Annotated in this window: 27 protein-coding genes and 1 pseudogene; 27 read left to right on the forward strand and 1 reads right to left on the reverse strand. The window is 44.2% G+C overall.

What is annotated here, in order from left to right; translation table 11 throughout:
• The 17 genes and pseudogenes from DCC82_RS18690 to spoVM form a co-directional block, all read left to right on the forward strand.
• Window positions 1–234: pseudogene (locus DCC82_RS18690) on the forward strand (zinc ribbon domain-containing protein); the annotation flags it as partial.
• 59 nt (window positions 235–293) lie between these two features.
• The gene (locus DCC82_RS07620) at window positions 294–1,169 is read left to right on the forward strand and encodes a YicC/YloC family endoribonuclease (RefSeq protein WP_089097054.1); all 876 of its coding nucleotides are present in this window, start codon (window positions 294–296) and stop codon (window positions 1,167–1,169) included.
• 56 nt (window positions 1,170–1,225) lie between these two features.
• Complete coding sequence (gene remA, locus DCC82_RS07625) at window positions 1,226–1,489, forward strand: extracellular matrix/biofilm regulator RemA (RefSeq protein ID WP_015863391.1); 264 nt, start codon at window positions 1,226–1,228, stop codon at window positions 1,487–1,489.
• A gap of 14 nt (window positions 1,490–1,503) precedes the next feature.
• Complete coding sequence (gene gmk, locus DCC82_RS07630) at window positions 1,504–2,118, forward strand: guanylate kinase (RefSeq protein WP_015863392.1); 615 nt, start codon at window positions 1,504–1,506, stop codon at window positions 2,116–2,118.
• 3 nt (window positions 2,119–2,121) lie between these two features.
• Window positions 2,122–2,319 carry a DNA-directed RNA polymerase subunit omega gene (rpoZ, locus tag DCC82_RS07635; protein ID WP_015863393.1) on the forward strand — a complete coding sequence of 66 codons (198 nt, stop codon included), beginning with the start codon at window positions 2,122–2,124 and terminating at the stop codon, window positions 2,317–2,319.
• A 57-nt stretch (window positions 2,320–2,376) separates the two neighbouring features.
• Complete coding sequence (gene coaBC, locus DCC82_RS07640) at window positions 2,377–3,582, forward strand: bifunctional phosphopantothenoylcysteine decarboxylase/phosphopantothenate--cysteine ligase CoaBC (RefSeq protein WP_097354301.1); 1,206 nt, start codon at window positions 2,377–2,379, stop codon at window positions 3,580–3,582.
• On the forward strand, window positions 3,579–5,993 hold the full coding sequence (gene priA / locus DCC82_RS07645) for a primosomal protein N' (RefSeq protein WP_097354302.1): 2,415 nt from the start codon (window positions 3,579–3,581) through the stop codon (window positions 5,991–5,993). Before coaBC ends, priA begins: the two co-directional genes overlap by 4 nt.
• Window positions 5,994–6,007: 14 nt before the next feature.
• On the forward strand, window positions 6,008–6,481 hold the full coding sequence (def, locus tag DCC82_RS07650) for a peptide deformylase (RefSeq protein WP_097354303.1): 474 nt from the start codon (window positions 6,008–6,010) through the stop codon (window positions 6,479–6,481).
• 11 nt (window positions 6,482–6,492) lie between these two features.
• Window positions 6,493–7,449 (forward strand): methionyl-tRNA formyltransferase, encoded by a 957-nt coding sequence (gene fmt, locus DCC82_RS07655; protein ID WP_015863397.1) that lies wholly within the window; start codon window positions 6,493–6,495, stop codon window positions 7,447–7,449.
• Window positions 7,439–8,782, forward strand: a complete 1,344-nt coding sequence (gene rsmB / locus DCC82_RS07660; RefSeq protein ID WP_062753437.1) for a 16S rRNA (cytosine(967)-C(5))-methyltransferase RsmB — start codon at window positions 7,439–7,441, stop codon at window positions 8,780–8,782. The genes fmt and rsmB overlap by 11 nt, the downstream gene beginning before the upstream one ends.
• A gap of 20 nt (window positions 8,783–8,802) precedes the next feature.
• Window positions 8,803–9,882: a dual-specificity RNA methyltransferase RlmN gene (gene rlmN, locus DCC82_RS07665; RefSeq protein WP_373467267.1), complete on the forward strand. Its 1,080-nt coding sequence runs from the start codon at window positions 8,803–8,805 to the stop codon at window positions 9,880–9,882.
• 4 nt (window positions 9,883–9,886) lie between these two features.
• Window positions 9,887–10,636, forward strand: coding sequence for a Stp1/IreP family PP2C-type Ser/Thr phosphatase (locus DCC82_RS07670; protein ID WP_015863400.1), 750 nt, complete (start codon window positions 9,887–9,889; stop codon window positions 10,634–10,636).
• A gap of 5 nt (window positions 10,637–10,641) precedes the next feature.
• A complete protein-coding gene (gene pknB, locus DCC82_RS07675) occupies window positions 10,642–12,603 on the forward strand; it encodes a Stk1 family PASTA domain-containing Ser/Thr kinase (protein ID WP_015863401.1) in 1,962 nt (653 codons plus the stop codon).
• Between the two features lie 4 nt (window positions 12,604–12,607).
• Window positions 12,608–13,489: a ribosome small subunit-dependent GTPase A gene (rsgA, locus tag DCC82_RS07680; protein ID WP_062678241.1), complete on the forward strand. Its 882-nt coding sequence runs from the start codon at window positions 12,608–12,610 to the stop codon at window positions 13,487–13,489.
• A gap of 2 nt (window positions 13,490–13,491) precedes the next feature.
• Entirely contained in the window at window positions 13,492–14,157 is a 666-nt protein-coding gene (rpe, locus tag DCC82_RS07685; protein WP_015863403.1) for a ribulose-phosphate 3-epimerase, read from the forward strand.
• A 37-nt stretch (window positions 14,158–14,194) separates the two neighbouring features.
• Window positions 14,195–14,842: a thiamine diphosphokinase gene (locus DCC82_RS07690; RefSeq protein ID WP_081189366.1), complete on the forward strand. Its 648-nt coding sequence runs from the start codon at window positions 14,195–14,197 to the stop codon at window positions 14,840–14,842.
• A 69-nt stretch (window positions 14,843–14,911) separates the two neighbouring features.
• Complete coding sequence (gene spoVM / locus DCC82_RS07695; protein ID WP_003394991.1) at window positions 14,912–14,992, forward strand: stage V sporulation protein SpoVM; 81 nt, start codon at window positions 14,912–14,914, stop codon at window positions 14,990–14,992.
• A 46-nt stretch (window positions 14,993–15,038) separates the two neighbouring features.
• Here spoVM and rpmB read toward each other — a convergent pair whose 3' ends face one another.
• Window positions 15,039–15,224: a 50S ribosomal protein L28 gene (rpmB, locus tag DCC82_RS07700; RefSeq protein ID WP_015863405.1), complete on the reverse strand. Its 186-nt coding sequence runs from the start codon at window positions 15,222–15,224 to the stop codon at window positions 15,039–15,041.
• A gap of 239 nt (window positions 15,225–15,463) precedes the next feature.
• Here rpmB and DCC82_RS07705 point away from each other — a divergent pair, with 239 nt between their 5' ends.
• The 10 genes from DCC82_RS07705 (at window position 15,464) to DCC82_RS07750 (ending at window position 24,910) form a co-directional block, all read left to right on the forward strand.
• Window positions 15,464–15,826 (forward strand): Asp23/Gls24 family envelope stress response protein, encoded by a 363-nt coding sequence (locus DCC82_RS07705; RefSeq protein WP_015863406.1) that lies wholly within the window; start codon window positions 15,464–15,466, stop codon window positions 15,824–15,826.
• Between the two features lie 17 nt (window positions 15,827–15,843).
• Complete coding sequence (locus DCC82_RS07710; RefSeq protein WP_108430300.1) at window positions 15,844–17,520, forward strand: DAK2 domain-containing protein; 1,677 nt, start codon at window positions 15,844–15,846, stop codon at window positions 17,518–17,520.
• A gap of 66 nt (window positions 17,521–17,586) precedes the next feature.
• Window positions 17,587–18,249 (forward strand): L-serine ammonia-lyase, iron-sulfur-dependent subunit beta, encoded by a 663-nt coding sequence (gene sdaAB, locus DCC82_RS07715; protein WP_097354305.1) that lies wholly within the window; start codon window positions 17,587–17,589, stop codon window positions 18,247–18,249.
• 34 nt (window positions 18,250–18,283) lie between these two features.
• Window positions 18,284–19,174, forward strand: a complete 891-nt coding sequence (sdaAA, locus tag DCC82_RS07720) for an L-serine ammonia-lyase, iron-sulfur-dependent, subunit alpha (RefSeq protein WP_041269848.1) — start codon at window positions 18,284–18,286, stop codon at window positions 19,172–19,174.
• Window positions 19,164–21,212, forward strand: a complete 2,049-nt coding sequence (recG, locus tag DCC82_RS07725) for an ATP-dependent DNA helicase RecG (RefSeq protein ID WP_097354306.1) — start codon at window positions 19,164–19,166, stop codon at window positions 21,210–21,212. Before sdaAA ends, recG begins: the two co-directional genes overlap by 11 nt.
• Window positions 21,213–21,332: 120 nt before the next feature.
• Window positions 21,333–21,929, forward strand: coding sequence for a transcription factor FapR (gene fapR, locus DCC82_RS07730; protein ID WP_015863411.1), 597 nt, complete (start codon window positions 21,333–21,335; stop codon window positions 21,927–21,929).
• Window positions 21,913–22,902 carry a phosphate acyltransferase PlsX gene (plsX, locus tag DCC82_RS07735; RefSeq protein ID WP_062753429.1) on the forward strand — a complete coding sequence of 330 codons (990 nt, stop codon included), beginning with the start codon at window positions 21,913–21,915 and terminating at the stop codon, window positions 22,900–22,902. The genes fapR and plsX overlap by 17 nt, the downstream gene beginning before the upstream one ends.
• Before the next feature lie 14 nt (window positions 22,903–22,916).
• Entirely contained in the window at window positions 22,917–23,858 is a 942-nt protein-coding gene (fabD, locus tag DCC82_RS07740) for an ACP S-malonyltransferase (RefSeq protein ID WP_108430301.1), read from the forward strand.
• Window positions 23,859–23,861: 3 nt separating this feature from the next.
• The gene (gene fabG, locus DCC82_RS07745; protein ID WP_015863414.1) at window positions 23,862–24,602 is read left to right on the forward strand and encodes a 3-oxoacyl-[acyl-carrier-protein] reductase; all 741 of its coding nucleotides are present in this window, start codon (window positions 23,862–23,864) and stop codon (window positions 24,600–24,602) included.
• Window positions 24,603–24,676: 74 nt separating this feature from the next.
• Entirely contained in the window at window positions 24,677–24,910 is a 234-nt protein-coding gene (locus tag DCC82_RS07750) for an acyl carrier protein (RefSeq protein WP_003251806.1), read from the forward strand.
• The last annotated feature ends 143 nt before the right edge of the window (window positions 24,911–25,053 follow it).

Consider the following 25,053-nt stretch of genomic DNA (forward strand, 5'->3'; position numbering starts at 1 on the left):
TGAGAAAGTTTATTGAGTATAAAGCAGCGATCGCTGGCGTGCCGGTGGTATTGGTTCATCCAAAAAATACTTTCCCGCACCTGTCCGGTTTGCGGACATGTGGCCAAAGAAAACAGACCGTCAAGGGATCAGTTTTGTTGTCGAGCTTGTGGGTACGCTGCCCCTGCCGACAACGTGGCTGCGGAAAACATCCGCAGGGCTGCTGTCAACCAGCCGAACGCGGCAGCCAATTAGGCTAGTTGCAAGCCCACGGCTTTAGCCGTTGGGTAGTTGACATAAACGGATGTGATGACATGGTTTATAGCATGACAGGCTTTGGACGCAGCACGAAAAAGAATGAACAGCTAAGCATTACCGTGGAAATGAAGTCAGTGAACCACCGCTTTTGTGAAATTTCCATCCGCATCCCTAGACAATGGATTGTTTTTGAGGATAAAATAAAAAAAGCAATTTTGCAGTACGTGAAACGGGGAAAAATCGAAGTTTTTGTCAATATCGAAGGCGATGGATTGGTGAAGCGAAAATTACATATTGATTGGGATTTAATGAAGGAGTATTATAATAGTTTGCAAAGAGCGAATGAGCAGTTTTCTTTGCATGATCGTGTGACACTTTCCCACTTATTTCAGCTCGAAGGTGTTGCGGAAATTATTGAAGAAGAAACCAACAATGAGGAAATGGAGCAACTGTTACTTGCAGCAGTCAAAGAGGCAGCAGAGCAACTTGCATTTATGCGTAAGCAGGAAGGTGAGGCGCTCCTTGTTGATATAAAAACGCAGCTTTCTAGTATTGAAAAAAGCGTGCAAGCGATTGAGGAGTGGGCCCCTTGCGTCATTGATCATTATCGCGAGCGGTTAATGAAACGTATCAATGAGCTTGTTCCACTTCCTGCCGATGAGTCACGCATTTTAACAGAGGTGGCGATTTTCGCGGAAAAAGCGGACATTAACGAAGAGCTAAAGCGGATTCGCAGCCACCTTAAGCAAGTTGCCGCAACGCTCGAAAAAGACGAACCAATCGGTCGAAAGCTTGACTTTTTAGTACAAGAGTTAAACCGAGAAGTGAATACGATCGGGGCAAAAGCGAACGATAGCCGAATTGCTGCGCAAGTAGTAGAGATGAAAAGCGCGCTCGAAAAGATGAAAGAGCAAGTGCAAAATATCGAGTAATCGTTTAGAACTGCCCAATTGCGGCAACAATAATTTTTATGGCAGGTGGGCATTTCGTGGGGATAAAATTTATTAATATCGGATATGGAAATATGGTATCAGCCGCTCGCATTATTACGATTGTCAGCCCCGATTCAGCACCAATTAAACGAATTATTCAAGATGCGAGAGAAAGCGGAAAATTAGTTGATGCCACTCATGGAAGGAGAACACGGGCTGTCATTATTATGGACAGCGATCATGTCATATTATCTTCCGTTCAACCGGAAACAGTAGCCAATCGTTTATATGGAAGCGATGATTTATCGGAGGAAGGGTAGGGTTTTATATATCTATGAGTGAAAGAGGATTATTGATTGTGTTGTCTGGACCGTCTGGCGTTGGAAAAGGAACGGTGCGAAAAGCATTGTTTTCCCAGCCGGATATTAATTTGCATTATTCCGTTTCCGTAACGACAAGGAAACCGCGGGAAGGAGAAGTCGATGGTGTCGATTACTTCTTTAAAACGCGCGAAGAATTTGAGCAAATGATTCGTGAAAACAAATTGCTTGAGTGGGCAGAATACGTTGGCAATTACTATGGAACTCCAATTGATTATGTGGAAAAAACGTTGCAAGAAGGAAAAGATGTGTTCTTGGAAATTGAAGTGCAAGGGGCGCTTCAAGTGCGCAAAGTGTTTCCGGAAGGTCTTTTTATCTTCCTTGCCCCTCCAAGTTTAAGCGAATTGGAAAAACGAATTATAGCGCGCGGTACAGAGTCAGAAGAGCTCATTCAAAATCGTTTGAAAGCAGCAAAAGAAGAACTTGAAATGATGGATGCTTACGATTATGTCGTGGAAAACGATAAAGTCGAGCTCGCGTGCGAGCGGATTAAAGCGATCGTGATTGCTGAACATTGCCGACGAGAACGTGTGGCAAAACGCTATAAAAAAATGTTGGGGGTGGAATAAACCGTGCTATATCCTTCCATCGATTTGTTGATGCAAAAAGTGGATTCGAAATATAAGCTTGTTACGGTTGCAGCGAAACGCGCGCGTCAACTTCAGGAAAATGAAGAATTAACCATTAAAAATCCGGTGTCGAAAAAATTTGTTGGGCAAGCTTTAGAGGAAATTGCTGCGGACCATATCGAATTAGTAGAAGAAAAATAACAACCTAGCTGTTAGGTTGTTATTTTTTTACAAAAGTATAGTAGAGGTGTTTCTAATATGGTGAATGGAAAGAACATTTTATTATGTGTAACAGGGGGAATTGCAGCTTATAAAGCCGCTGCCTTAACGAGCCAATTAACCCAGCGCGGTGCCAATGTGAAAGTAATGATGAGTGAAGCTGCCTGTCAATTCATTACTCCGCTTACATTCCAAGCATTATCGCGCAACGAAGTATATGTGGATACATTTGAAGAAAAAAATCCAGCGGTAATTGCTCATATTGATGTCGCAGATTGGGCTGATCTTGTTCTTGTTGCCCCTGCTACCGCCAATACAATTGGAAAATTGGCAAACGGCATTGCCGACAACATGATTACAACAACGCTTTTAGCGACAAAAGCGCCGGTATGGATCGCGCCGGCAATGAATGTTCATATGTACGAACATCCGGCAGTGCAAGCCAATATCGAAACGCTATATCGCTTTGGCTATCGCTTTATTGAGCCGTCGGAAGGGTATTTAGCTTGCGGATATGTCGGAAAAGGGAGACTAGAAGAACCAGAAAAAATTATTGACAATATCGAAACATATTTTGCCTCCCTCAATCCTTTCTTAAATGGAAAAAAAGTGCTTGTCACCGCGGGACCGACGCGTGAAAAATTAGATCCTGTCCGCTTTTTTTCCAATCGTTCCACAGGGAAAATGGGCTATGCGATTGCGGAAGCGGCAGCGCGCTTTGGTGCGGAGGTGACGCTCATTTCTGGCCCTACGGAGCTGGATGCGCCAGCAAACGTAGAAACCGTTCGAGTAGAGTCTGCGCAAGAAATGTATGAAGCGGTGATGGATCGCTTTCCGCATGTGGATATCGTCATCAAAACGGCGGCGGTGGCTGACTATCGACCGAAGCATGTGTTTGATCAAAAAATAAAAAAACAGCCGGGCGACTATGTGATTGAAATGGAAAGAACGGTTGATATTTTAAAAACGCTAGGTGAACAAAAAACGACGCAAATTTTAGTCGGATTTGCGGCGGAAACGGACCATGTTGAGGAATATGCCCGGCAAAAATTAGAAAGCAAACGGCTGGATATGGTCGTTGCCAACAACGTCTCGGAAGAAGGAGCGGGGTTTGCTGGCGACACGAATATTGTGACCATTTTCAAACGCGACGGCTCCGTACGTTCGCTGCCACTTTTGCCGAAAAAACAAGTAGCAGAAGAAATTTTAAAAGAAATTCATCATTATATCGAGGCGATTCGATGAAAGTAGCAGCGGTTATTGTAGATGTTCCTTCGCGTCAGACGGATCGGCCTTTTGATTATGCCATCCCAAAAAAATGGGAAGATGTATTGCAGCCAGGCATGCGTGTCACCGTTCCGTTCGGTCCGCGGCGATTGCAAGGGTTTGTGATCGATATTAAGTCTCACTCGGACGTAAAAACATTGAAACCGATTGAAGAAGTGTTAGATGTCACCCCTGTATTAAACGAAGAGCTGCTCGAGTTAGGGAAATATTTAACAGAAACGACGCTTTGTTTTGCGATTTCCGCTTACCAAGCGATGCTTCCGGCAGCGATGAAAGCAAAATATGAAAAGGAAATCCGGCTCGTTCGTACAGAAAATCGCTTTTTACTTCCGGAAGCGATTCAGCCGCTTTTTGTGGATCGCACTGCCATTGATTGGAAAGAAGTGGAGCATAGCGATCTGCTTTGGCCGTTGCAAAAGGCGATTCAACAAGGCTATTTAGAAGTCGTATACCATGTAAAAGAAAAAGCAACAGCAAAAACGGTGAAGTACGTGGAACTGGCGCAATCGCATGAAGAAATCGCGCGTGCCATTAACGCATTGCCGGCAAACGCCGCCAAGCAAAAACAGTTGTTAACGGTTCTTCTGTCTGCGGATGAAGCAATGCCGTTGAAGCAGCTGTTAGAGCAGACCGATGCTTCCTATGCTTCGCTGAAAGCGTTGACCGCAAAAGGACTCGTTGTAGAAAAAGAAATCGAAGTATATCGCGATCCATATGAGCATCGTTCGTTTTCAAAAACAGCGCCGCTTCCGCTTACCGATGAGCAAGAAAAAGCACTTTCCGCCATTGTTGAGCGCGTAAGAGCCAATGAGCATGAGGTGTTTTTGCTATACGGCGTGACGGGAAGCGGAAAAACAGAAGTTTACATGCAAGCGATTGAAGAAGTATTGCGGCAAGGAAAAGAAGCGATTGTTCTTGTTCCGGAAATTTCGCTGACGCCGCAAATGGTCGAACGGTTTAAAGGGCGTTTCGGTTCACAAGTGGCAGTGCTTCATAGCGGTTTATCTGTCGGTGAAAAATATGATGAATGGCGAAAAATTCATCGGAAAGAAGTGCAGCTTGTCGTCGGCGCCCGTTCTGCTATTTTCGCTCCGTTTGAAAATCTCGGCATGATTATTATTGATGAAGAACATGAGACAAGTTACAAACAAGAAGAAAATCCGCGTTATCACGCCCGTGATGTGGCGATTTACCGCGCCCGTGTCCACGGATGTCCTGTCGTACTCGGCAGCGCTACTCCTTCGCTCGAATCGTTTGCGCGGGCGAAAAAAGGGGTATATCAGTTACTGACATTACAAAAGCGGGTAAGCGATAATGGGATGCCGGACGTTCATGTTGTAGATATGCGGGAAGAAATGCGGAGCGGAAACCGTTCGATGTTTTCGCGCTCGTTATTCGAAAAGTTGAAAGACCGTCTTCATAAAGGAGAACAATCTGTATTGTTTTTAAATCGGCGCGGCTACTCGACATTTGTTATGTGCCGTGATTGCGGTTATGTGATTCGTTGTCCACATTGTGATATTTCATTGACGTATCATCGGGTCGAGCAGCGATTAAAATGCCATTATTGCGGGCACGAGGAGCCGATTACGTATCGCTGTCCATCATGCGGAAGTGAGCATATTCGCTTTTTTGGAACGGGAACGCAAAAAGTGGAAGAAGAATTGACGAAACTGCTTCCCGAAGCGCGCGTGATCCGCATGGATGTCGACACAACGAGCCGCAAAGGCGCCCACGAACGGCTGCTTGCTGAGTTTGGCGCAGGGAAGGCCGATATTTTGCTTGGCACACAAATGATTGCCAAAGGTCTTGATTTTCCAAAAGTAACGCTTGTCGGCGTGTTGGCCGCAGATACGATGCTCCATCTTCCTGATTTTCGCGCTTCAGAAAAAACATTTCAGCTGTTGACACAAGTAAGCGGGCGCGCCGGGCGCCACGAGCTTCCCGGCGAAGTCGTCATCCAAACGTATACGCCGGAGCATTACAGCATCACGCTTGCCGCTAAACACGATTATGATGCATTTTATCAAAGAGAAATGGTGCTTCGTAAAATGTACGGCTACCCGCCATTTTACTATTTGACATTAATCACCGTATCACATCCGGAAATAACGAAAGCGGTGGCTGTGACAGAAAAGATTGCGGCATATTTGCGGGCACAGCTGTCGAATGAAGCGATCATTCTTGGCCCTGTCGCTTCACCGATTGCTCGACTTCATGATAGATATCGCTATCAATGCATGATAAAATACAAACGGGAGCCGAACATGACACGGGTATTAAAAGCGGTTATCGATCGTTATCAGCACGATGTTTCCCAAGGAGATTTATCGATTACGATCGATACGAACCCATATACAATGATGTAAATGGAGGAATTGTGTTGGCAATCTTACCAATTGTGACATACCCAGCGGATATTTTAGAAACGATGTGCGAACCGGTAAAACAATTTGACCGTCAGCTTATTCAGCTGTTAAATGACATGTATGAAACAATGATAGATGCGGACGGCGTCGGCTTAGCCGCGCCTCAAGTCGGAATCGCGAAACAAATTGCCGTTGTTGATGTCGGTGACAAGCACGGCCGGATTGAACTGATCAATCCGCGCATTATAGAAGCGCGCGGGGAGCAAATCGGTCCGGAAGGCTGTCTAAGTTTTCCAGGGCTGTTTGGTGAAGTAAAACGCGCCAATTATGTAAAAGTTCGTGCTCAAGATCGGCGCGGTCGGGTGTTTACGCTTGAAGCAACCGAATTTTTAGCGCGCGCGCTTCAACATGAAATCGACCATTTAAACGGAATATTGTTTACTTCGAAAGTAATTCGTTATTACGATCCGGAGGAATTAGAAGGGTAGATGATGGAAAGATGATAAAAGTTGTGTTTATGGGAACACCGGATTTTTCTGTTCCTATATTGAAGCAGCTAATAGAAGATGGCTATAACATTGCTGCCGTCGTTACACAGCCGGATAAACCGAAAGGAAGAAAGCGGGAGTTGACACCGCCGCCTGTCAAAGTGGAAGCGGAAAAACACGGAATTCCGGTATTGCAGCCGACAAAAATTCGTGAAAAAGAACAATATGAACAAGTGTTGGCGTTCAAGCCAGATTTAATTGTGACAGCGGCGTTTGGCCAAATTTTGCCGAAAGCATTGCTCGATGCTCCGAAATACGGCTGCATTAACGTCCATGCTTCATTGCTTCCGGAATTGCGTGGCGGCGCTCCGATTCATTATGCGATTTTGCAAGGAAAGACAAAAACAGGCGTCACGATTATGTATATGGTGGAAAAGCTCGATGCCGGCGATATTTTAACACAAGTGGAAGTACCGATTACCGAAACCGATACGGTTGGCACGCTTCATGATAAATTAAGCATTGCCGGGGCAAAACTGTTATCAGAAACGATTCCGCAATTAGTAGCTGGAAAATTAACTCCAATCAAACAAGACGATGAAAAAGCAACATATGCGTATAATATTAAACGCGAACAAGAAAAGATTGATTGGACAAAGCCGGGAGAAGACATTTATAACCATATACGCGGCTTGCACCCGTGGCCAGTTGCATATACAACGTTTGCCGGAAATGTATGGAAGGTTTGGTGGGGAGAAAAAGTTCCGGCTCCGAAAAAAGCAGAACCCGGAACGATTATTGATATCGTACAGGATGGAATTGTTGTTGCGACCGGCAATGAAACGGCAATTAAAATTACAGAATTGCAGCCGGCGGGGAAAAAACGGATGAATGCGGCGCAATTTTTGCGCGGCGCCGGCGCCCATCTCACTATTGGAATGAAGCTAGGAGATGAACATGAAAGCTAAAAACGTACGAGAAGTCGCTTTGGAAACATTGTTGGCTGTCGAAGAAAAAGAAGCGTACAGCAATTTATTATTAAATAAAATGATTGAGACGCATCGTCTTTCCGAAAGAGATGTCCGGCTGTTGACGGAAATTGTGTACGGAACGATTCAGCGCCGGGATACGCTCGATTATTATTTGACCCCGTTTTTGAAAAAAGCGCGCAAACTAGAGCGGTGGGTTCGCGTGCTTCTTCGCTTGACCCTTTATCAAGTATTGTATTTAGACCGCATCCCTGACCGCGCGGCGATTTTCGAAGCGGTGGAAATTGCGAAAAAACGAGGGCATCAAGGGGTCGCTTCGCTGGTTAACGGGGTGATGCGCGCCATTCAACGTCAAGGGGTGCCGCCTCTTGAGAAAATAGAAGATGAAGTGGAGCGGCTAGCCGTTGCGACAAGCCATCCACTCTGGCTTGTCAAGCGCTGGGTCGAGCAATACGGACTTGAAGAAACAAAACGGATGTGTGAAACGAACTTGTTGCCGCCAAAGCAAACGGCTAGGGTGAATACCGCAAGAATAACTGTCGAGGAAGCAATAGACAAGCTCAAGCAAGAAGGAATGGAAGTGGTACTCGGCGAGGTGGCAGAGGAAGCGATTCAAGCAAAAAGAGGAAATCTTGCGCACACGGATGCGTTTCGCCGCGGATGGATTACGATTCAAGACGAAAGCTCGATGTTAGTGGCGCGGGCGCTTGGACCGAAAGAACATGAGCGCGTTCTTGACAGTTGTGCTGCGCCGGGCGGAAAATCGACCCATATCGCAGAGTTAATGAACAACACCGGACAAGTAATATGTGCGGATATTCATGAACATAAAGTGAATTTAATCGAGGAGAATGCGAAACGACTGCAGCTTACGAATATTTCTGCGCGTGTGCTTGATAGCAGACGTTTAGGCGAAGTATTTGAGCGGGAGATGTTTGATAAAATTTTAGTTGATGCCCCGTGCTCGGGGTTTGGCGTCATCCGCCGTAAACCAGATATTAAATATGCAAAAACGGAAGCAGATATTCCTTCCCTTGTGGCGTTGCAACGTGAAATTTTGCACGCAGTTGCGCCATTGTTAAAAAAGGGCGGTACGCTTGTATATAGCACATGTACGATTGACCGTGATGAAAATGAGGCGGTCATTGCTCAATTTTTAGACGATCACCCAGAATTTTCACCAGATGAAACGATGAAACTGCGGTTGCCCGAAAAAGTACAACCATACGTTCACAACGGGCAACTGCATCTTCTTCCACATTATTTTGGGTCGGACGGATTTTTTATCGCATCATTACGAAAGAAGGTGTAGCTTCGTTGGAACAGACGAATATTGCAAAACAGAAAAAAGAAGAAACAGTATCACGCAATCCATCGATTTATTCACTTACGTTCGAACAGTTAAAAGATTGGATCATCGAGCAAGGAGAAAAACCATTTCGTGCCACGCAAATATATGAATGGTTATATCAAAAACGGGCAACCGATTTTTCTGAGATGACCAACCTTCCGAAAACGTTACGTGAAAAACTAAGCGAACATTTCGATATTACAACATTAAAAACGTTAGTGAAACAAACATCAAAAGACGGCACCATTAAATTTTTGTTTGAACTTCATGACGGATATTCGATTGAAACAGTATTGATGCGTCACAATTATGGAAATTCCATTTGTGTAACGACACAGGTTGGCTGCCGCATCGGTTGCACATTTTGCGCTTCGACGCTTGGCGGATTGAAGCGTCATTTAGAAGCAGGAGAAATTGTAGCGCAAGTCGTAAAAGTACAAAAAGCGCTTGATGAACAAGGAGAGCGCGTAAGCAGCATTGTTGTCATGGGAATCGGCGAGCCGTTTGACAATTACGATGAGCTGATAAAATTTTTGAAAATCGTCAACCATTCAAAAGGGTTGAACATCGGTGCACGACATATCACCGTTTCTACAAGCGGGATCATCCCGAAAATTTACCAATTTGCGGATGAAGGAATGCAAGTGAATTTTGCGATTTCGCTACATGCCCCGACGACAGAGCTGCGCACGAAGTTAATGCCGATCAATAAAGCATATCCGCTTCCAAAATTAATGGATGCTGTCCGTTATTACATTGAAAAAACAGGGCGACGCGTTACGTTTGAATACGGATTGTTTGGCGGAGTCAATGACCAAATCGAACATGCGGAACAGCTAGCCGAGCTCATTAAAGGATTGAAATGCCACGTTAACTTAATTCCGGTAAACTATGTGCCGGAACGAAATTATGTGCGGACACCGCGCGACCAAATTTTTGCGTTTGAACGCGCATTAAAAAAACATGGAATCAATGTTACGATTCGCCGCGAACACGGACACGATATTGACGCAGCATGTGGGCAGCTTCGCGCGAAGGAGCGAAAAGAAGAGACGAGGTGAAATAATGAAAGTCGTTTTTCAAACCGACATTGGTAAAATTCGGGCTCACAACGAAGACAGCGGCGGAGTTTTTCAAAATAAAGACGGGCATTATTTGGCGGTTGTTGCAGATGGGATGGGGGGACATCGCGCCGGCGATGTTGCGAGTGAAATGACGATTTCCTATTTAAAAGAAGAATGGGAACAGTCAGAGCACATCTCTTCTCCAGATATAGCAGAGCAATGGTTGAAAGATCATGTAGCGGCTGTGAACCGGATTTTATTCGAGCATTCCTTGAAGCATACGGAATGCCAAGGAATGGGGACAACGATTGTCAGCGCGATTTGCACTGACCAGTTTGTCACGGTCGGCCATATTGGCGACAGCCGTTGTTACCTTTTAAATAAAAATGGATTTCAGCAAATTACGGAAGACCATTCACTCGTCAATGAATTAGTGAAAACGGGGCAAATTTCAAAGGAAGATGCAGAACACCATCCGCGTAAAAATGTTTTGTTGCGCGCGCTCGGCACGGAAAAAGAAGTGAAATTGGATATGAAGACAATCAGCATCGATGAGCATGATATGTTGCTTTTATGTTCGGATGGTTTGTCAAACAAAGTATCGGAACAAATGATGGTACATATTTTGACATCAGACGACTCGCTCGAGCACAAGGCGCAAGCGCTAATTGACTTGGCAAATGAACATGGAGGAGAAGACAATATTACGCTGGCAATTATTGATTTTTCATTGGAACGTGAAAGTAGGTGATCCGCATGCTCATCGGCAAACGGTTAAATGATCGCTATAAAATTATTAGTTTAATTGGCGGCGGTGGGATGGCAAATGTTTATTTAGCGAGAGATATCATTTTAGACCGCGACGTCGCCGTAAAAGTATTGCGCTTTGATTTTGCCAATGATGAACAGTTTATCAAACGGTTTCACCGCGAAGCACAGGCGGCAACGAGTTTGAATCACGAAAATATCGTCACCATTTATGATGTTGGAGAAGATGAAGGCATTTATTATATTGTCATGGAGTATGTGCGCGGGTATACATTAAAACAATATATTCATCAGCACGCCCCCCTCCCGGTTCCAAAGGCGCTTCATATTATGGAGCAATTAACATCAGCGATTGCGCACGCTCATGAAAACGGGGTTATTCATCGGGATATTAAGCCGCAAAACATTTTAATTGATGAGAATGGAGATGTAAAAGTAACTGATTTCGGGATTGCCGTTGCCCGTAGTTCTACTACGATTACGCAAACAAATTCGGTGCTTGGCTCTGTTCATTATTTGTCCCCCGAACAAGCGCGAGGCGGAATTGCGACAGAAAAATCCGACATTTACTCCCTAGGAATTGTCATGTTTGAGCTTGTAACAGGGCGGCTCCCTTTTTCTGGAGAGTCTGCCGTATCGATTGTGCTCAAACATTTGCAGGCGGAAACTCCTTCTCCAAAAGCATGGAATCCTAGTATTCCTCAAAGTGTCGAGAATATTATTTTAAAAGCGACGGCGAAAGATCCGTTTTATCGTTACCGTTCGGCAAGGGAAATGAATGAGGATATCAGCACGGCTTTAGATCCGGAACGCGTCAATGAGCAAAAATTTATGATTCCTGCCGATGATGAAGAACCGACAAAGGCGATTCCTGTTATTAGAGAGAGCCTTGTCAGCGCCGGGCTGGAACAGCAAACCATTGTTTACGAAGAAAAAAAGGAAGAAGAGAAAAAAGAAACAAAACCGAAGAAAAAGCGAAAATGGATTGTTTGGCTTACTGCGTTATTTTTATTTCTTGCAGCAGCGGGGGTGAGCGCTGTTACGTGGATTCCCGATTTGATTTTTCCGAAAGAAGTGACAATGCCGAATGTCGTCAATGAAGATTATGACGAGGCGGTCGAAAAGTTATCATCGCTAGGATTGGAGATTAAAGATACGATTGACGTCGAGGATGACGAAATCGCAGAAGGAAAGGTTGTACGCACGAAACCGGAAGCAGGAATGATGGTAAAGGAAGGATCTGCTGTTATTATTTATAAAAGCATCGGTAAAAAGAAAGTAGAGTTTGGCGATTTTATCGGCGAAGATATCGAAACAGCGGAAGCACAGCTGAAAAACGAAAATTTTATGAATGTTACACGCAATGAACGTTATAGCGACAAGCCTCCTGGTACCATTATCGATCAATTTCCTTATGCAGGAGATAAAGTCATTCCTGAAGAAACAAAAGTGATTTTCACTGTCAGCCTTGGTCCGGAAAAAATTATGTTGAAAGACTTGACGGGATATACAGAAAAGAGTGTGCGTGATTATGTAGATGATCAACAGTTGTACTTGAAGGTAAAATACGAATATTCGGATAAAGTTCCGGAAGGGCTCGTTATTTCTCAAACACCTACAGCCAATGAAAAAGTAGATAAAGGCGATACCATTACAGTAATTATTTCACGCGGCAAGGAGACGCTTCCTGTGAAAACGGTGATAAAAGATATTGAAATTCCATATGAACCGGAAGAAGAAGGACAAGTGATGGAAGCGCAATTATATATTCAAGATGCCAAACATAATATGACAACGCCGTATAAAACATACCGTCTGACCGCACCGGTAACGGAGACGGTGGAATTTGAAATTCCATATAAGGAAACGGCGTATTATCGTGTCATTGTAAACAATGTAGTAAAGGATGAAGGAACAATTCCATATCCAAACAATGTCACAAAGGAGTGAGGCTATGGCAGAAGGAAAGATTATTAAAGCGCTAAGCGGATTTTATTATGTATTATCGGAAGGAAAGGTGTTTCAATGCCGAGGCAGAGGAGTATTTCGAAAGCAGAAAATTACTCCTCTTGTCGGGGATCATGTCGAGTTTCAGGCGACGAGCGAAACAGAAGGATATATTATGAATATACGCGAACGAAAAAACTGGCTCGTTCGTCCGCCAATCGCTAACGTAGAACAAGCGATTTTAGTGTTTTCGGCAGTGGAGCCAGATTTTAGCACAAGACTTCTCGACCGTTTTCTCGTTCTTGTCGAATCCAAACATATTCGTCCGATTATTGTCGTGAATAAAATGGATTTAGTGGACGACCAGACAAAACCAACAATGGAACAATATATTCGTGATTATCGGCAAATAGGCTATGATGTCATTGAAACGTCAACCATCACCAAATTAGGAGTAGAACAGTTGCTTTCATATTTAGAAGGGCATATTTCCGTTTTTGCTGGGCAATCCGGCGTCGGGAAATCCTCGCTTTTAAATGCGCTCCGTCCGGATTTGCAGTTAAAAACCAATGATATTTCTACACATTTAGGACGTGGAAAACATACAACCCGCCATGTAGAATTGTTGGAAATTGGCGGCGGCCTTGTTGCTGATACGCCAGGTTTTAGTGCATTAGAGCTTGATGATATAGAATTGGAAGAGCTGCCGCTTTATTTTCCAGAGTTTTGTGAGCGCAGCGAGGAATGTAAATTCCGCGGATGTTTGCACATCGCGGAGCCAAAATGCGCTGTGAGAGAAGCGGTCGAATCGGGTAAAATCCCTTCTTATCGATATGAGAATTACATGAGTTTTGTCGAAGAAATTAAAGAACGAAAGCCGAGGTATTAACTATGGTAAAAATTGCACCATCGATTTTATCCGCCGATTTCGCGCGGCTTGCTGAGGAGATCCGTGACGTGGAACAAGGTGGAGCCGATTACATTCATGTTGATGTGATGGATGGCCATTTCGTGCCGAACATTACGATCGGACCGCTAATTGTCGAAGCGATTCGTCCCATTACAAAGCTTCCTTTAGATGTTCATTTAATGATTGAGCAGCCTGACCGATACATTCCTGCTTTTGCAAAGGCGGGAGCGGATTATTTATCCGTTCATGTGGAAGCGTGCCCACACTTGCATCGTACGATTCATTTAATTAAAGAGCAAGGAGTAAAAGCCGGAGTTGTCTTAAATCCACATACGCCGGTAGAAATGATTCAACATATTATCGATGATGTTGATTTAGTGTTATTGATGACAGTTAATCCAGGATTTGGAGGACAGAAATTTATTCCATCTGTATTGCCAAAAATTCGACAAGTTGCGCAACTGGTGAAAGAAAGAGGACGATTTGTAGAAATTGAAGTAGATGGCGGGATTAATGCCAAAACAGCCCGCCTATGCATGGAGGCTGGGGCAAACGTGCTTGTTGCTGGTTCTGCTATTTATAATGAACGTGACCGTGCTGCGGCGATTCGTGCCATTCGTGGCGAAAATGAGGCGGAAGGTGTATAACCTTCCGCTTTAGAGTAAGCAAGAAAGGAAGAAACGTATGTTTATTCATATTGTCGGCGGCGGACCGAGTGAACATCTTCCCTCTTTAGCTAGTTACGATGGAGAACATGTACGATGGATCGGGGTGGATCGTGGAACAAAGACGCTGCTTGAAGCGGGAATCCGGCCGATAAAAGCGTTTGGTGATTTTGACTCCATGACGACGGAAGAGATTATATTACTACAAAAAACACTCGATGATCTTGATATATGGCCGGCGGAAAAAGATAAAACCGATATGGAAATTGCGCTTGATTGGGCGGTGCAGCAAGAAGCGGATAAAATCCGCATTTTTGGAGCAACCGGCGGCCGCCTTGACCATTTATTTGGCAATGTTCAATTGCTGATCAAATACGCAGGGAAACCGATTGAGATGATCGACAGACAAAATATTGTGACTGTCCATCTTCCAGGCACGTACACCGTTTTTTACGATGAACGATATCGATACGTTTCTTACATTCCGATTTCCAATGATATTAAAGGAATGACGTTGGATGGATTTAAATATCCGCTAACAAATAGTCATATTTTTCGAGGTTCGACACTATGTATTAGTAACGAACTTATCCAATCTTCTGGTACTTTTTCATTTTCCAAAGGCATATTAATGATGATAAGAAGTAGCGATGTAGGTACGATTTAAAGTGAAGGGAATATACTTATAAAGAGATGAAGGAAAGTCCGTTATGATGGCAGTGAGGAGGGAATCGGAATGAAATTTTATACCATTAAATTACCGAAATTTCTTGGTGGAATTGTGCGTGCCATGTTAAATTCCTTTAAAAAAGGATAATAAAAAAGCACCAATTTTTTGGTGCTTTTTTATTATGCGGTGTCCGTTAAACGCGTTGTACTTTTCCAGATTTTAATGCGCGGGCAGACACCCATACACGTTTTGGTTTTCCATCGACTAAAATACGAACTTTTTGAAGGTTTACTTTCCATGTGCGTTTATTTGCATTCATCGCATGTGAACGTGAATTGCCGAAAGATTTTTTCTTTCCTGTCACAAAGCATTTTGCCATCTTTTTTCCCTCCTTACTCGTACCGCATTCCGATGTGAGTCTAAAAAACACTATTATAATTTACCATACAAACAGTTAAATTTCAATATATGATGTTTTATCTTTCAAGAAAATATCCTTGACATATATTTTTATTTTCGGCTAAATAATACTAGTGGGCGATGGGAGAACTTTTAAAAAGCAGAGCGTTATAGTACAATGACTGTAGCTATGCGAACAATTCCGAAGGGGGAACTGTCATGTCCATTGAATTGCAAACGAAATACGGGAGAATCGAAATTTCCAATGATGTAATTGCGATGATTGCAGGGGGCGCTGCGGTCGATTGCTACGGAATCGTTGGAATGGCATCGAAAAATCAAATTAAAGACGGAATTTCTGAAATTTTGCGGAGGGAAAACTTTTCTAAAGGTGTGATTGTCCGAGAAGAAAATGGGGAAGTGCATATCGATATGTACATTATTGTTAGCTATGGAACGAAAATTTCTGAAGTTGCTCACAATGTGCAAACAAAAGTGAAATATACGCTTGATCAAATGTTAGGGCTTTCTGTACAGTCGATTAATATTTATGTTCAAGGGGTTCGTGTAACGAATCCGTAGTAAGGAGGAGTTAGTAGGTGACAATTAGGATACTTGACGGAAGACTGTTTGCAGAAATGGTCTTTCAAGGAGCGGCGCATTTATCCAACAATGCAAAAGCGGTCGATGCGCTGAACGTCTTTCCGGTTCCGGATGGCGATACAGGCACGAATATGAATTTATCGATGACTTCTGGTGCAAAGGAAGTAAAAAATAACATTTCTGATCATATTGGAAAAGTCGGCAGTGCATTAGCAAAAGGGCTATTGATGGGAGCACGCGGAAATTCAGGAGTGATTTTATCGCAATTGTTTCGTGGTTTTGCGAAAGCGGTGGAAGCGAAAAAAGAAATTAATAGTGCGGAATTTGCTGCTGCGCTTGAAGCAGGTGTCACCACCGCTTATAAAGCGGTAATGAAGCCGGTGGAAGGCACGATACTGACCGTAGCGAAAGACGCGGCGAAGCGGGCGGTAGAAATCGCAAAAAAAGAACAAGACATTGCCATTGTGATGGAAGAGGTAGTGAAGGAAGCGAAGGCGTCTTTGCAACGCACACCTGAATTATTGCCGGTATTAAAAGAAGTGGGGGTTGTCGATAGCGGCGGTCAAGGGCTTGTCTACGTATATGAAGGATTTTTGAGCGCATTAAAAGGGGAAAATGTTGCTGATCGAAAGCCTATAGAAGTCTCGATGCAAGAATTAATCAATGCTGAACATCATAAAAGTGCACAAAGCCATATCGATACGGATGAAATTGAGTTTGGTTACTGTACCGAATTTATGGTACGGTTTGAACGAGATAAATTGCAAAAACATCCATTCTCTGAAGAAGCGTTTCGTCAAGATTTAAGCCGATTCGGTGACTCATTATTAGTCATTGCTGATGATGAACTTGTAAAAGTGCATATTCACACAGAACAGCCTGGCGAAGTACTGACATATGGACAAAAATACGGAAGTTTAATAAACATTAAAATTGAAAATATGCGCCAACAGCACGCAAATATAGTAAATCAAGAACGCAATGCTGCTTCGAGCGCATCGAAGGCGAAACAAAAAGAGAAATATGGAATTGTGACAATAGCGATGGGATCCGGCGTTGCCGAGCTGTTTAAAAGCATCGGCGCACACGTTGTCATTGAAGGCGGCCAAACGATGAACCCGAGCACGGAGGATATCGTAAAAGCAATTGAAAGCATTAACGCAGAAACAGTATTCGTGCTTCCAAATAATAAAAACATTATTATGACAGCACAACAAGCTGCGACCATCGTCAACCAAAAGGTGATCGTCATTCCATCGAAAACAGTCCCTCAAGGGATGTCGGCATTGCTGGCGTTTAATCCATCACTTTCTGAGGAACAAAATGAAAAAGCAATGACGGTCGCCTTGTCGCGTGTCAAAACAGGACAAGTTACGTTTTCAGTACGGGATACAACGATCGATGGGGTGGAGATTGAAAAAGACGATTATATGGGTCTTGCTGATAATAAAATCGTTGCGGCGGAAAGAGATAAGCTTTCGGTGACGAAGCAATTGCTTAATACGCTAATTGATGAAGATAGTGAAATCGTTACAATGATATATGGGGAAGAAGCAACAGAAGAGGAAGTCGAAGCAATTGTTTCTTATATTGAGGAAACATATCCGGACGTAGAAGTGGAAGTGCATAACGGAAAACAGCCGTTATATCCATTTATCTTTTCTGTTGAATAAATTATGTTAGAATAGTAGAAGGGGAGTTCCCCTTCTATTTTATTGTAATATTAAGGGAGTGAAAATGTGAAATATAAAAGCGTCTTTGATATTATCGGACCGATTATGATTGGCCCATCGAGTTCGCATACAGCGGGAGCGGCGCGAATCGGGAGAGTGGCGCGCAGCTTATTTGGCAGAAAACCGAAATGGGCACATATTTCTTTTTACGGCTCTTTTGCGCAAACGTATAAAGGGCATGGAACCAATGTAGCCATTGTTGGTGGCCTTCTTGATTTCGATACATTTGATGAGCGAATTCCTTATTCGCTTGAAATTGCGAAACAAGAAGGAATGGAAGTCACTTTTTATGAAGAAGATGCGATTCCTCATCATCCTAACACTGCGAGAGTGCGCATTGGAGATGAAAAAGGGGAATTGGAACTTGTCGGTATTTCCATTGGCGGTGGAAAAATCGAGATTATCGAGTTAAACGGATTTGAGTTGAAGTTGTCTGGCCATCATCCGGCATTGCTCATTATGCATAATGACCGGTACGGGGCGATCGCGTCGGTGGCGAATGTTTTAGCGAAATATGCGATTAATATTGGACATATGGAAGTGTCACGGAAAGAAAAAGGAAAAGAAGCGTTGATGACCATTGAAATAGATCAGCCGATTGATCAAACCATTATTGATGAACTGGCGGCATTGCCACATATTATCCAAGTAACAAAAATTGCGGATTAGCGTAAGCGTTTGCAAAAAAGGAGGCCGCATCATGATGTTTCGCAACGTTGCTGAACTTGTGCAATTGGCGGAAAGCCAAAACATTAAAATTGCCGAAGTAATGATTCGGCAAGAGATAGAAGTAACGGGGAGAAGCCGTGAAGAAATTTTTGCGCAAATGGATAAAAACTTGCAAGTAATGGAACAAGCGGTTGCAAAAGGGCTTGCCGGTGTTGTCTCCAGATCGGGGCTCACTGGCGGGGATTCGGTGTTGTTGCAACAATATATCAGACAAGGGAATTTTTTATCAGGAGAAACGATTTTAGATGCCGTTAGTAAAGCGGTGGCGACAAATGAAGTAAACGCGGCAATGGGCGTCATCTGCGCGACGCCGACTGCGGGTTCCGCCGGAGTTGTTCCGGGGACGCTTTTTGCAGTAAAAGAAAAATTAAAGCCGACGCGTGAAGAGATGATTGAATTTTTATTTACAGCGGGGGCATTCGGTTTTGTTGTTGCCAATAACGCCTCCATCTCTGGCGCGGCTGGAGGGTGTCAAGCGGAGGTCGGCTCAGCCGCGGGAATGGCGGCGGCAGCGTTAGTCGAACTTGCCGGGGGAACGCCGAGCCAAGCAGCGGAAGCGATGGCGATCGCTTTAAAAAATATGTTAGGATTAGTATGTGATCCTGTCGCTGGTCTTGTCGAAGTTCCATGTGTAAAGCGAAATGCGATGGGAGCGGCAAATGCGATGGTAGCAGCAGACATGGCGCTTGCTGGTATTAAAAGCCGCATTCCATGTGATGAGGTCATTGAAGCGATGTTTCGCATCGGTGAAACGATGCCAACTGCATTGAAAGAAACTGCAGAAGGAGGGTTAGCAGCAACGCCGACCGGCCGCGCTTTAGCGGCAAAAATTTTCGGCGTTTCAGCTAATAGCCGTGAATCGTGAGTTGCAACAACCTGTTACAGCAATAAAGGGAATTGGAGAAGAAACAAGTGAAGCGCTTCGAGAAATGGGGATTACAACGATCGAGGAATTGTTTATGCATATTCCATACCGCTATGAAGATTATGAGATAAAAGATTTAGCGGAAGTAAAACACGACGAAAAAGTAACAGTCGAAGGGAAGGTTCATAGCGAGCCTTCTCTTACCTATTATGCGAAAAAAAAATCGCGCTTAACATTTCGTCTGCTTGTGGGACGGTATTTAATCACCGTCGTTTGTTTCAATCGTCCTTATTTAAAAGGAAAATTATCCATTAACGATACCGTTACAGTCATTGGAAAATGGGATCAACACCGTCAAATGATTACGGCATATGAATTGAAATTAGGACCGCTGCCGCAAAAGCGGGAAATTGAACCGGTTTACTCGGTTCGTGGATCCATCACAGTGAAAGGAATGCGTCGTTTTATCAAGTTGGCTTTAACGCAATACGGCGAAGCAATCGTGGATCCGCTCCCGCTATCGATACGGCAAACGTACCGGCTTATTTCAAAGCAGGAAGCGATTCGAGCGATCCATTTTCCACGTTCTCATGAGGAATTGAAGCAGGCGAGACGGAGGCTTGTATACGAGGAATTTTTGCTTTTTCAATTAAAAATTCATGCTCTTCGTAAAGTGCAAAGAGAATATTCGGAAGGAATCGCCCATTCGTTTTCGGAGGAAAAATTGCATGCCTTCATCCAACAGCTTCCATTTTCGTTGACAAAAGCACAGCAGCGCGTTGTTCATGAAATACTAGCGGATATGCGATCCCCATACCGTATGAACCGCCTTCTTCAAGGAGACGTTGGTTCGGGAAAAACGGTCGTTGCGGCGATTGTATTATATGCTGCCGTTCTATCCGGCTATCAAGGAGCGCTAATGGTGCCAACGGAAATTCTAGCGGAGCAGCACGCGCAGTCATTGCAAACATTATTCGCATCAACCAATGTAGCGGTGGCGTTACTAACAAGTTCTGTGAAAGGAAAGAAAAGAAAGGAAATTTTAGAACAGCTTGCTTGTGGAGATATTGACATTATTATTGGGACACATGCACTTATTCAAGAAGAAGTAAATTTCAAGCAGCTTGGTTTGGTGATTACAGACGAACAACATCGGTTTGGAGTGGAACAGCGCCGGATTTTGCGCGAAAAAGGGCAATCGCCTGACGTGTTGATGATGACGGCGACACCAATTCCGCGCACGCTTGCCATTACTGCGTTTGGCGAAATGGATGTGTCGGTGATCGACGAAATGCCGGCCGGAAGAAAAAAAGTGCAGACATATTGGGTAAAACACCATATGTTTGAACGCGTTCTTGATTTTATCGAAAAAGAAATTCAAAAAGGACGCCAAGCATATGTCATTTGTCCGCTCATTGAAGAATCGGAAAAATTAGATGTGCAAAATGCGATTGATGTTCATAGCATGTTGACACATTATTACAAAGGGAAATATCATATCGGCCTTATGCACGGACGGCTTTCTTCGGAGGAAAAAGAGGAAGTAATGAAAGCGTTCAGCGAAAATCGTGTGCAAGTGTTAGTTTCTACTACGGTTGTGGAAGTTGGCGTAAATGTCCCGAACGCCACTGTCATGGTGATTTACGATGCGGAACGATTTGGGCTGGCACAGCTGCATCAATTGCGCGGTCGGGTCGGCCGCGGTGATGAGCAATCATATTGTATTTTAATTGCTGATCCAAAATCAGAAACAGGAAAAGAGAGAATGCGCATTATGACGGAAACGACAGACGGATTTGTTCTATCAGAGAAAGACTTGCAGTTGCGCGGCCCTGGTGATTTTTTTGGCACCAAACAAAGTGGTATGCCTGAATTTAAATTTGGAGACGTCGTACATGATTATCGCATTCTGGAAGTAGCGCGCAACGATGCGGCAAAATTAGTTCAATCTACTGCTTTTTGGCGCGATGAGCCGTATCAATGGCTGCGTCTTTATTTACAAGAATCCGGTGTGCTAGATGGCGAAAAATTAGATTGATACGGAGCTGTTTTCGCCATTTTCACCAAAGAATGAAACCACTTTTTTTGCTTGCAATCTTTTTTTTGAGATTATATACTACTATTAGTACCTAGTCATAGAAGTGGACGGTGTAAATAGATGCGAAAAAGCAAACGGGAACGACAACGGCTTTTGCAAGAAACGATTCAAGAAAATCCGTTTATTACCGATGAGGAATTAGCTGAAAAATTTTCCGTCAGCGTTCAAACGATCCGCTTAGACCGTTTAGAGTTGTCGATACCTGAACTGCGTGAGCGAATTAAACATGTCGCGCAGCAATCGCTGGCCGATAAAGTCAGGTCGCTTCCGATTGAGGAAGTAATCGGGGAAATTATCGATATTGAGCCCGACCATAGCGCCATTTCTATTTTCGATGTGAAATCAGAACATGTGTTTAAGCGGAATCGTATTGCGCGCGGTCATCATTTATTTGCCCAAGCCAATTCACTTGCCGTTGCCGTCATCAACGATGAGCTTGCATTGACAGCAAAAGCGAACATTCGCTTTACAAGACAAGTGAAAGAAAATGAACGAGTGGTAGCGAAAGCAAAAGTGGTCGGCGAAAAAGAGAACGGACGAACGATTGTGGAAGTAAACAGCTACGTCGGGCAAGAACTTGTCTTTTCCGGAACGTTTGAAATGTATCGATCAAATCGCGAAAAAAAGGATGGAGACAGCAATGAAAATAGCAATTGATGCGATGGGAGGAGACCATGCCCCAAAAGAAATCGTTCTCGGGGCGATGAAGGCCGTTCAGCACTTTTCAGATGTACATATTACTCTATTCGGAGACGAGGGCAAAATTCGCCCTTATCTTACATCAGACGAACGGATCACTGTCATTCATACCAATGAAGTGATCGAAGCAACGGATGAACCAGTGCGGGCGGTAAGAAGAAAAAAACAATCGTCCATGGTGTTAATGGCCGAAGAAGTGAAAGAAGGACGCGCTGATGCTTGTATATCGGCGGGAAATACGGGCGCGCTTATGGCGGCAGGGCTATTCGTCGTCGGACGAATCGCGGGGATTGATCGACCTGCATTAGCACCAACGCTTCCGACGATTGGCGGCGAAGGGTTTTTGTTTTTAGATGTCGGAGCAAACGTCGATGCCCGTCCGGAACATCTGTTGCAATATGCTTTAATGGGAGCGGTGTACGCGGAAAAAGTTCGGGGAATTCCACGTCCGCGCATCGGCCTATTAAACGTTGGAACAGAAGACCAAAAGGGAAACGATGTTGCCAAGAAGGCGTTCCAACTTTTGCGAGAAACCGATCTTAATTTTATCGGCAACGTAGAAGCGCGCGATTTATTGCAAGGCGTCGCCGATGTGGTTGTCACGGATGGTTTTACTGGCAACGTTGCATTAAAAACGATTGAAGGTACGGCTATTTCCGTTTTTTCTATGTTAAAAGAAGCATTAACAAGCAGTTTTTTAAGCAAATTAGCGGCAGCTATTTTAAAGCCGAAATTAATAGATTTGAAAAAAACGATGGATTATTCCGAATATGGAGGGGCTGCGCTGTTTGGGCTAAACGCTCCTGTCGTAAAAGCGCACGGTTCGTCTGATGCGAACGCCATCTTTCACGCCGTCCGTCAGGCGCGGGAAATGGTAGCGAACGATATCATCACTACAATAAAAGAAGCGATTGAACAAAATCATTCATAAGGGAAGTGGAACATATGGGGAAAATTGCTTTTATTTTTCCAGGACAAGGGTCGCAAACGGTAGGCATGGGAAAAGACGTCGCGCAAAGCGATGCCAACATCGCTGCGGTGTTTCAGTCCGCGGACGAACGTCTTGGTTTTTCGCTTTCTTCGCTTATTTTTGAAGGGCCGCAAGAAACGCTGACTTTAACGTACAACGCACAGCCGGCCTTATTAACGACGAGCATTGCGCTTCTTGAAAAAGTAAAAGAAGCCGGCATTACGGCGGATTATGTCGCTGGCCATAGTTTAGGAGAATATACGGCGCTTGTGGCGGCGGGAGCGATTTCGTTTACCGATGCGGTGTATGCGGTAAGAAAACGCGGGGAGTTTATGGAAGAAGCGGTGCCGGCAGGAGAAGGAACGATGGCCGCGGTGCTGGGAATGGATGCGGCCGCGCTTGAAGCGGTGACAAAAGAAGTATCGGAACAAGGCGATCCAGTACAGCTGGCGAATTTAAACTGTCCAGGGCAAATCGTTATTTCCGGTTCAAAAGCGGGAGTAGAAAAAGCCGGGCAGCTTGCGAAAGAGAGAGGAGCAAAAAGGGTTATTCCGCTTGAGGTGAGCGGTCCGTTTCATTCTTCCCTTATGAAACCGGCAGCAAGCAAATTGCAGGATGTGCTAAACACCATTGCGATTCGTGATGCTGAAATTCCTGTTGTTGCCAACGTTACTGCACAGCCGGTCGTGAAAAAAGAAGAGATTTTGCGTCTATTAATCGAGCAATTGTATTCTCCTGTACGCTGGGAACAATCGGTAGAAATGATGATCGGCTTAGGAGTAGATACATTTATTGAAATCGGTCCGGGAAAAGTGCTGTCAGGACTTGTGAAAAAAATTAACCGCAACGTGAGCGTGTACGCAGTGAACGATCTTGAGTCTTTACAAGCGACCGTTGCGGCATTGAAAGGAGAATAAACGATGTTGCAAGGAAAAGTTGCGCTTGTCACGGGAGCATCGCGCGGCATCGGCCGGGCGATTGCATTGGAGCTGGCGCGTCAAGGCGCAAAAGTAGCGGTCAATTACGCCGGCAATGAAGCGAAAGCGAATGAAGTTGTCGAAGAAATTAAAAATATGGGTGGGGAAGCGTTCGCCATTCAAGCGGACGTATCTAATGCCGAAGCTGTTGATCAGATGGTCAAAGCGGTATTAGAACGATTTGAGCGCATCGATATTTTAGTGAACAATGCCGGCATTACCCGCGATAATTTATTAATGCGCATGAAAGAAGAAGAATGGGATGACGTGATGAATATTAACTTAAAAGGGGTGTTTAACTGCACGAAAGCAGTGACACGCCCGATGATGAAACAGCGGTACGGACGCATCGTGAACATTGCTTCTATCGTCGGCGTCAGCGGAAATCCGGGACAAGCAAACTACGTCGCCGCAAAAGCTGGCGTCATCGGGTTAACGAAAACAGCAGCCCGTGAGCTTGCGAGCCGCAACATTACCGTCAATGCGGTTGCTCCTGGATTTATTACAACCGATATGACCGACCGTCTTAGTGAAGAACTGAAGGCGGAAATGTTAAAACAAATTCCGCTTGCTCGCTTCGGCGAACCGGAAGATGTTGCGAAAGTCGTTTCATTCCTTGTATCGGATGCCGCTAGCTACATGACAGGGCAAACGCTTCATGTCGACGGCGGAATGGTCATGTAAAATCATATGTTTTTGAAATAGCCGCTAGTATTTTCTAGCTGAATCTACTATAATCATGAAGGGAGGTGAATGTGATGGCAGACGTGTTAGAGCGTGTTACGAAAATTATCGTCGACCGCTTGGGTGTCGAAGAATCCCAAGTTACATTGGATGCTTCTTTCAAAGATGATCTAGGTGCAGACTCTCTAGATATCGTAGAGCTTGTGATGGAATTAGAAGATGAATTTAATATGGAAATTTCTGATGAAGAGGCTGAAAAAATTGTCACAGTAGGAGATGCTGTGAACTACATAAAAAGCCACATGTAATATCGTATAGAAAAGTCCCGTTACAAAAGCGGGGCTTTCTATGCTTTTTATCAGTGTAACGTACGGATGAACGGATATAATAAGGAAGGATAAAACATTGCTTTTTCTATATATATTTTTGTGTGGAATGAAGTCGGAGGGCC

The sequence above is a fragment of the Geobacillus sp. LYN3 genome (genome assembly GCF_003064505.1).
GTDB classification, from domain to species: domain Bacteria; phylum Bacillota; class Bacilli; order Bacillales; family Anoxybacillaceae; genus Parageobacillus_B; species Parageobacillus_B toebii.